Source organism: Streptomyces alfalfae, assembly GCF_004127445.1.
Taxonomy (GTDB): domain Bacteria; phylum Actinomycetota; class Actinomycetes; order Streptomycetales; family Streptomycetaceae; genus Streptomyces; species Streptomyces alfalfae.
Genome location: NZ_QEXM01000036.1, coordinates 147,654 through 155,013 on the forward strand (window position 1 = coordinate 147,654; position 7,360 = coordinate 155,013).

Genomic DNA, 7,360 nt, shown 5'->3' on the forward strand with positions numbered 1-7,360 from the left:
AGCAAGAGGAGTTGAACGGTGGCCACACTGTTTCCCGAAACCGCGAGCACGGACCATCACCGTCGGACGGCTCCGCGTACCACCGCACGTACCACCCCCTCGGACGAGCCCTCGGTCGGCGATCTGCTCAGCGAGATCAGCGCCGACGTGTCGCGGCTGGTCCGCGACGAGATCGAGCTGGCCAAGGCCGAGATCAAGCAGGAGTCGACGAAGGCGGGCAAGGCCGTCGGCATGCTGGGCGGGGCCGGTTACGCCGGTCACGTCGTCGTGCTCATGGGCAGCCTGACCGCGATCTTCGCCCTCGCCCACGTCGTGGACATCGCCTGGGCGGCGCTGATCGTCACCGCCGTGTGGGCGGTGGTCGCCGCGGTGCTGTACACCACCGGCCGCAAGCGTCTGCGCGGCGTGAACCTCAAGCCCGAACGAACCGTGGAATCCCTGAAGGAGGATGCCCAATGGGCACGACACCCGACGAGCTGAGGACCGACGCGGAGTACCGGCGCGCCAATCTGGCCCGCAACGTCGATCTCCTGGCGGACAAGGTGGCCCCCCGCAGGGTGGCGCAACGCAAGGCCGGCGCCGCCAGGGGGCGGCTGACCGGCATGAAGGAGCGCGTCATGGGCACGGCCGGTGACACCGCTGGGCATGTCGCGGACACCGCGCACGGCCTCGCGGATTCCGCGGGCCAGACGGCGGGAAGCCTCGCCGACACCGCGAAGGACACGACCGGGCAGATCGGCGACGCCGTCCAGCGGGCGCCCTCCCAGGTGAAGCAGCAGACGCAGGGCAGCCCGCTCGCGGCCGGTCTCATCGCCTTCGGCGCGGGCATGGTGACCGCGGCGCTCCTGCCGACCACCAAGGCGGAGGAACACGCGGGCCGGCAGTTGCGCGAGCACTCCGACGAGTTGCTGGAACCGGCGAAGCAGCAAGCGATCCAGGCGGCACAGGACGTCAAGGAAGAGCTGCGCCGGCCGGCCACCGAAGCGGTGGAAGCGGTCAAGTCCACGGCGCAGGACGCCGCCCGGACCACGAAGGAGCAGGCCCAGACCGCCGGTCAGGACACGGCTCAGGGGCTGCGCGAGATGGGCCAGGACACCGCACAGGAGGTACGCGAGAACCCCGGCCGCCCCGGGCAGCCGAAGCCCTGACGGTCGCCCCGCGCGGGACCGGGTCGGCACGGGGCGCCGGGCGGGCGTGGCGGCTCTGGCCGGATAACCCCTCTGGGGACCGCTGCCCCCATCAGCCAGTTGTTGCCTCACGACACACGCACACCGTTGCCGCGGTGGCCCGTGCCCGGAGGCCCCTGATGACGTCAGACGCGAGGCCGGAGAAGACGGGGTGGCAGCGCCGCCCGCACGGCGACGGCCTCCCGGGGACCGTGCCGCTCTGCGCGGCGATCTGCGCTCCGCCGTGCCCGACGCGACCGCGGCGGTGGTGGTCACGGCGCTCGTGTTCGCGTTCTTGTGGACGCGCGTGGAGTCGGGCGCGTCGGACACCGTCGCGGTCATGCCGTTCATGGACGACGCGGGACCTACTGGATGTACCTGCTGAGCCAGGCCTTCGGCCGGTCGGGACTGCTGCGGGCCTGGGGCGCCGTCATGATCGGCCTGCTGCTCTCGGGGCCGCGCCCCGCCCGGCTGCCGCTCTCCCGGCAGGTGCGGGAGCGCTGGCGCCGCACCACGAGCCCCACGACGATGGCCCTGATGGCCGCGCACGCGCTGATGTTCGCGGCGGAACTCGTGCGCTACGAGACGTGGCCGGCGTGGGCCGAGCGGCTGTGGGCGGGCTTCGCGGACGCCTTCGTGCCGGGCTGGTACGACTCGGGCGCCGGCAGGATCGCCATCCCGCTGGGACAGGACGCCCTCTCTTCGTGATCGCGGTCTACGTCCTGAGCGTGTGGCACACCCTGCTGTACGGAACCAACGTCTGGTACGGGGAGTGCCCGCGCACCGTCCTGTGGTTGCTGCGACTGCCCGTCGCCGTGCTGCTGTTGCTGCGTCTGCTGAGACCCGCTCGACGGGCCGAACGGCTGGGCACGCCGAAGGCAGGCGCGGACGCGGCCCGTCCGGCCTGATGGGCACGCGCGGTCGGACGCGTCGTCGACGGAGCCGTCGTGGCGGGGCCGGTCGCCGTGGTGGCGTCGGGCCGCGAGGGCGGACGGGACCGCCCGGCCCAGCCGCCCGCGACGGCGCCGCACGCCCAGGAGACGGACTGACAGCCGGTAGCGGGCGGGCGGTGCGGCGTTCCGGGGCGGGATCTCCGGGGTGGATCTTCCCGGTGGCGGCCGGGAGGCGGTTAACCGGGCCAACCGCGGGCAGAGTGGCACCAATGAGGATCTGACCGGCGAAAGGAGCCTCGCAACCGTGCGAAGGGAACACAGCGCATGAACGGTGACGGCGCCTACGACAGCACCCGCATGACCCAGTGGCTACTGGAGACCGACTCCCTGGAGCAGTTCCTCCAGACACTGGCCGACGCGGCTCTGGACATGACGGGCTTCGAGGGCGTCGGGGTGACGCTGGAACGGGACGGCCGGCCGCTGACGGTGGTCAGCTCCGGGTCCCCGGCGCCGGACCTGGACGAGAAGCAGTACGGCCAGGACGACGGCCCCTGCCTGCAGTCGCTGCGCAAGGCCGAGGAGATCGCCGTCCGCGACATGGCGGCCGAGACCCGGTGGGGCGAATACCCCGCGTACGCGGCGTCCCGCGGCATCCGTTCCTCCCTCTCCCTGCCGATCGCGGCCCACACGCACACCGCAGGGGCCCTCAACGTCTACGCCGCCCCGCCCGACGCGTTCGCCGGGGTCGACGTCGGGGCCCTGCGCTCCCTGGCCGCAGAGGCCACCGGCGGCATCGCCGTGGCCCGACGGATCAGCGAGACCCAGGAGTTCGCCGAGCAGATGCGGACCGCCATGCGGTCGCGCAGCGTCATCGACCAGGCCCTGGGCGTCGTCATGGGGCAGCGCCGCTGCACCGCCGAGGAAGCGTTCGACATCCTGCGATCCGCCTCCCAGCGCCGCAACGTCAAACTCCGTGACCTGTGCGGGGAACTGCTCACCAACCTCACGGGCCGGCCTCCCACGGAGCCTGAGATCCGCTCGTGAACCCACGCCGACGCTCCGCGGCCCGCTCGGCGGGGACTACGGGCGGTCGTCCGAGGAGCGGCGCGCGGCGCGGCGGCGCAGGCGCAGGGGCAGCGCGTACCAGCAGATGCCGAACCACAGCATGACCGCCGCGGCCAGGGCCTCGGCGAAGGGGCCGGGGATCACGCTGCGCAGGATCAGCAGGAGGGTGCAGCCGATGGTCAGCGCGAGGAGGACCATGCCGCACATCATCAGGCGCCCCGCGCTCTCCACCACTTCGTCCTTCATGCGCTGGCCCGACAGGAAGCGGTGCAGGGACACGGGCGCGATCAGCGCGCCTGTGGCCGACGCGCCGAGGAGCACGGTGGCGACGTAGACGCCGCGGTCGAACGTGTCCAGCTCCCGGAAGAGGGGGGTGAACGCCACGCTGAGCAGGAATCCGAAGAGGATCTGCACGCCTGTCTGGGCGACCCGCGTCTCCTGAAGGATCTCGTGCCAGCGGCGATTGACCCTCTCACGCGCGGTCTCCGGCACCTCGTCGCCTTCGCCCCGCGTGCCCTGGACGTGGTGGCGGGCACAGCAGGCGGCTTCCTCCTCCACCGACTCGACCGGTCGCTCCGTCATGGTCATGGCATCCTCCTGGGTCCAGAGGAACCGGTTGCCCCCTGCGAACGCTTCCATGCAGGTCGGGCACCTGATGCCGGTGGCGCGGGGAGCGCTCGTGGCTGTGCTCCGGCCCGGTGTTCCGCCACCTGGACCGAGAGACCCGAGCGTGCGCCGAGACCGGCCAAGTGGCGGTCCGGCGAGGCGATGCGCAGACTTTGAGGGGGCGCCCCGGCCTCCGTACGAGCGGACGACACGCTGCCCGCGCCCGGCTTCCGCCACGGCTCCTGACGACGAGCCTCCCCTCTCCGGTGACCGGGCCCGGCACGGCCGCATCCCGGCCGCCGCATGAGGCGCCGCCCAAGGCGTCGACGAACGAGACGACAAGGGAGAACCCTCATGGCCGACATCAGCCCCATCGACCTCCAGAAGGCGCTCAAGGGCGCCGAGTACCCGGCCGGCAGAGACGACCTGGTCTCGCTGGCCCGGGACAACGGCGCGGACGACGACCTCGTCTCGAAGCTGCGGGACGCGTCGGCGGACCGGTTCGACGGACCGGACGAGGTCCAGAAGACCGTGTTCGGCGACGCATAGGAACGCTCACCTCCGCAATCCGCCCGTACAGGAGGCGATGACCATGCCCGAGCCGGGGAGCAAGAAGTACGACACCCGCCGCGCGCGGTTGCGCAAGGACGCGGAGCAGTCGGGAATCAGCGATCAGGAGGCCGGCCAGGCCGCGAACGAGACGCTCCGGGACGATCCCCGATGGCAGAGCCGCGGCCCGCGCACGGAACGCGGCCGGGGCCCGAAGGGCGAACGTACCGGGAACACCGACTGACCCCGCGGCGGCGGCTCGCCCCCGAGCCGCCGCGGCGCGACGACACCCCGACCCGTGATCACGACTGGAGTCCGGCCCTGGCGCTCCGGTCGGACGATTCGATCGCCCGCGGCGGGGTGTCGCCGTGGTTCTCGGGGTTAGACGTACGGAAGCCGATCGAACGTAGGGAGCGCCGATGAGTCGCCCGCTTCACCAGGGCCTGGTGACCGGAGGAACGAACTGCCTGTCCAGGCCGGCGAAGGCGGAAGGCGGCGCCCGGTGACCCTGTCGGACGCGGTGTTCGCGTGGCTGGGAGCCGGAGCGTTGCTCGCGGCCGTGCTGCCGCGCGTGGTGGCGGGACGGCCCCTGTCGCTGCCGGTGGTGTTCCTGCTGAGCGGCGTCCTCGTCTACCTGCTCCCGCTGCCCCTGCCGGCGATCGACCCGGTCGAGCAGCGTGTCCTGACGGAGCACGTGACGGAGATCTGCGTCATCATCGCCCTGATGGGCGCGGGTCTCGCGCTCAACCGCCCGGTGGGCCGCAGGACGTGGGCCTCGACCTGGCGGCTCCTCGGCATCACGATGTCGTTGACCGTCGCGGTGACCGCCCTCGTGGCGTGGTGGCTCCTCGACTGGCCGCCGGCCGCCGCGCTGCTGCTCGCGGCGGTCCTCGCGCCCACGGACCCTGTGCTCGCCTCGGAGGTACGGGTGGGGGAGCCGACCGAGGACGAACACGACGAGGACGAGGTGCGGTTCGCCCTCACCAGCGAGGCCGGTCTCAACGACGGTCTCGCCTTCCCCCTGACCTACGCGGCGATCGCGCTGGCCGCTGCCGCGGGCAGTGGGTGGTCGGCGGAGTGGATCGGGGGGTGGGCGGCCGAGGACGTGGTCTTCAAGTGCGTGGTCGGTGTGGTGAGCGGGCTGCTGGTCGGCAAGGTGCTGGGATGGATGTTCTTCCGGACCCGCTCCTCGACGTTGCGGCTCGCCGAGTACCGGGAAGGGTTCGTCGCGCTGGCGGCCACCTTCCTGGCGTACGGGGTGACGGAACTCGTCGGCGGCTACGGGTTCCTCGCCGTGTTCACCACCGCCTGCGCGGTCAGGGCGGCCGAGCGCGCACACGGCTTCCACAACGTGCTGCACGACTTCGTCGAACAGATCGAGCGCCTGCTGACCGCGACGCTGCTGTTCCTGCTGGGCGCGTTCATCGCGCTGGGCGGCCTGGCGCCGCTCACCTGGCAGGGCGCCGTCACCGGGCTGCTCCTCCTGCTCGTGATCCGGCCGCTGACCGGGTGGGCGGGGCTGCTGGGAGGCTCGCTGGGCAGCGGGGAACGCTGGGTGGTCGCGGGCTTCGGCATCCGCGGCATCGGCTCGCTGTACTACCTCGCCTACGCCCTGGGGCAGCAGGACTTCTTCGTCCCGCAGCGGGAGCTGTGGGCGGTGGTGACGTTCACGGTACTGGTGTCGGTGGTGCTGCACGGCGTCACGGCCGGCCCGGTGGTGCTCCGCCTGGACCGCCGGCGGGCCGCGAAGCCGTCGGGACCGGGGGAGAACCGCGGGGACGAGCCGCGTGGGGCGACGGTCCCGGACGCCGCACCGTAGAACGACCTCCTCCTTGGCTCGCCACGGGACGCGCCGGCGACGACGTCGGACACGGATGAGGGGCGGGCGCCCGCCGGTGTCGGGTACTGCCTGTGGCTGACCGGCCGCCTCGCGGACAACGGCCGGTCAGCCCGTCCCACCCATGGGAGCCGGCGCCGGGCTCCCCGCAACCCATGCGGCACCCTCACGCAATCGCCCCGGCGAGCGGCTGGAAACGCCTGAACCCCCGGGCCGCGCGCCCCCGGACGGCTGCCGGCATCACGACCGGCTTGCGATCAGCGCGATCAGGGCGACGGCGAAAAGCAGCAGGGGGCCGAGCTCGATCTTCACCTCGGCGCCCTCCCCGCCGTCCAGGTCGTGCGGGTCCTCGCGGTCCGGCGACGAGCCGGTCATGAGGCGCGGACCGGATCGCTGCCGGTGACGTAACTGCGAAGCCAGGCCTTGAAGTCCGGCCCCAGATCTTCACGTTCGCACGCGAGTCTGACAATGGCACGCAGATAGTCGCCCCGGTCACCGGTGTCATAGCGGCGGCCCTCGAAGACCACGCCGTGCACGGGGCCGCCCACCTTCTCGTCGGCGGCGAGCTGCTGGAGGGCGTCGGTGAGCTGGATCTCGCCGCCGCGGCCCGGCTCGGTCTCGCGCAGGACGCCGAAGACGTGGGGGTCGAGGACGTAGCGGCCGATGATCGCGTAGGTGCTGGGGGCGTCGGCGACGTCGGGCTTCTCGACCAGGTCGGTGACCTTGACGACGTCGCCCTCCCCGGTGGCCTCGACGGCCGCGCAGCCGTAGAGGTGGATCTGCTCGGGGGCCACCTCCATGAGGGCGATGACGCTGCCGCCGTGCCGCTCCTGGATCTCCACCATGCGGGCCAGCAGGGGGTCGCGCGGGTCGATGAGGTCGTCGCCGAGGAGCACGGCGAACGCTTCGTCACCGACGTGCGGGGCGGCGCACAGGACCGCGTGACCGAGCCCCTTGGGGTCGCCCTGGCGCACATAGTGCATGGTCGCGAGGTCGCTGGACTCCTGGACCCGGGACAGCCTGTCCTCGTCGCCCTTCTTCAGCAGGGCGGACTCCAGTTCGTAGTTGCGGTCGAAGTGGTCCTCCAGGGGGCGCTTGTTGCGGCCCGTCACCATGAGGACGTCATCGAGGCCCGCGGACACGGCCTCCTCGACCACGTACTGGATCGCCGGCTTGTCGACGACCGGAAGCATCTCCTTGGGAGTCGCCTTGGTGGCGGGCAGGAAACGCGTGCCGAGACCGGC

9 protein-coding genes and 1 pseudogene are annotated in these 7,360 nt (G+C 72.2%); 7 read left to right on the forward strand and 3 right to left on the reverse strand.

Going from position 1 to position 7,360, the window contains the following annotated elements; genetic code table 11:
- Nucleotides 1–18: 18 nt before the first annotated feature.
- The 4 genes and pseudogenes from DCW30_RS15105 to DCW30_RS15120 all read left to right on the forward strand — a co-directional run bounded on the left by DCW30_RS15105 (nt 19) and on the right by DCW30_RS15120 (nt 3,103).
- Nucleotides 19–480, forward strand: a complete 462-nt coding sequence (locus tag DCW30_RS15105) for a phage holin family protein (RefSeq protein ID WP_232626967.1) — start codon at nt 19–21, stop codon at nt 478–480.
- On the forward strand, nt 456–1,148 hold the full coding sequence (locus DCW30_RS15110; RefSeq protein WP_076682956.1) for a DUF3618 domain-containing protein: 693 nt from the start codon (nt 456–458) through the stop codon (nt 1,146–1,148). The genes DCW30_RS15105 and DCW30_RS15110 overlap by 25 nt, the downstream gene beginning before the upstream one ends.
- 190 nt (nt 1,149–1,338) lie before the next feature.
- A pseudogene (locus DCW30_RS15115) lies at nt 1,339–2,215 on the forward strand (ferric reductase-like transmembrane domain-containing protein).
- A 168-nt stretch (nt 2,216–2,383) separates the two neighbouring features.
- The gene (locus tag DCW30_RS15120) at nt 2,384–3,103 is read left to right on the forward strand and encodes a GAF and ANTAR domain-containing protein (RefSeq protein ID WP_076682954.1); all 720 of its coding nucleotides are present in this window, start codon (nt 2,384–2,386) and stop codon (nt 3,101–3,103) included.
- 36 nt (nt 3,104–3,139) lie between these two features.
- Here DCW30_RS15120 and DCW30_RS15125 read toward each other — a convergent pair whose 3' ends face one another.
- On the reverse strand, nt 3,140–3,712 hold the full coding sequence (locus tag DCW30_RS15125; RefSeq protein ID WP_076682952.1) for a DUF6328 family protein: 573 nt from the start codon (nt 3,710–3,712) through the stop codon (nt 3,140–3,142).
- A 372-nt stretch (nt 3,713–4,084) separates the two neighbouring features.
- Between DCW30_RS15125 and DCW30_RS15130 the strand changes: the two genes are divergently transcribed.
- The 3 genes from DCW30_RS15130 (at nt 4,085) to DCW30_RS15140 (ending at nt 6,098) form a co-directional block, all read left to right on the forward strand.
- The gene (locus DCW30_RS15130) at nt 4,085–4,279 is read left to right on the forward strand and encodes a DUF2795 domain-containing protein (protein ID WP_076682950.1); all 195 of its coding nucleotides are present in this window, start codon (nt 4,085–4,087) and stop codon (nt 4,277–4,279) included.
- A 43-nt stretch (nt 4,280–4,322) separates the two neighbouring features.
- Nucleotides 4,323–4,523, forward strand: a complete 201-nt coding sequence (locus DCW30_RS15135) for a hypothetical protein (RefSeq protein WP_198504292.1) — start codon at nt 4,323–4,325, stop codon at nt 4,521–4,523.
- Nucleotides 4,524–4,781: 258 nt separating this feature from the next.
- Entirely contained in the window at nt 4,782–6,098 is a 1,317-nt protein-coding gene (locus DCW30_RS15140; protein WP_076682946.1) for a cation:proton antiporter, read from the forward strand.
- Between the two features lie 258 nt (nt 6,099–6,356).
- Here DCW30_RS15140 and DCW30_RS37915 read toward each other — a convergent pair whose 3' ends face one another.
- Both DCW30_RS37915 and DCW30_RS15145 read right to left on the reverse strand, forming a co-directional pair.
- On the reverse strand, nt 6,357–6,491 hold the full coding sequence (locus DCW30_RS37915; protein ID WP_257788563.1) for a hypothetical protein: 135 nt from the start codon (nt 6,489–6,491) through the stop codon (nt 6,357–6,359).
- Nucleotides 6,488–7,360: UTP--glucose-1-phosphate uridylyltransferase (locus DCW30_RS15145; protein ID WP_164992603.1), on the reverse strand; the 873-nt coding region annotated here is incomplete at its 5' end. The genes DCW30_RS37915 and DCW30_RS15145, both read right to left, overlap by 4 nt.

Bases quoted from the DNA above. Each gene is read 5' to 3' on its own strand.
- DCW30_RS15110 (WP_076682956.1), top strand. From the start codon at position 456: ATGGGCACGACACCCGACGAGCTGAGGACCGACGCGGAGTACCGGCGC.
- DCW30_RS15120 (WP_076682954.1), top strand. From the start codon at position 2,384: ATGAACGGTGACGGCGCCTACGACAGCACCCGCATGACCCAGTGGCTA.
- DCW30_RS15135 (WP_198504292.1), top strand. From the start codon at position 4,323: ATGCCCGAGCCGGGGAGCAAGAAGTACGACACCCGCCGCGCGCGGTTG.
- DCW30_RS37915 (WP_257788563.1), bottom strand. From the start codon at position 6,491: ATGACCGGCTCGTCGCCGGACCGCGAGGACCCGCACGACCTGGACGGC.
- DCW30_RS15125 (WP_076682952.1), bottom strand. From the start codon at position 3,712: ATGACCATGACGGAGCGACCGGTCGAGTCGGTGGAGGAGGAAGCCGCC.
- DCW30_RS15130 (WP_076682950.1), top strand. From the start codon at position 4,085: ATGGCCGACATCAGCCCCATCGACCTCCAGAAGGCGCTCAAGGGCGCC.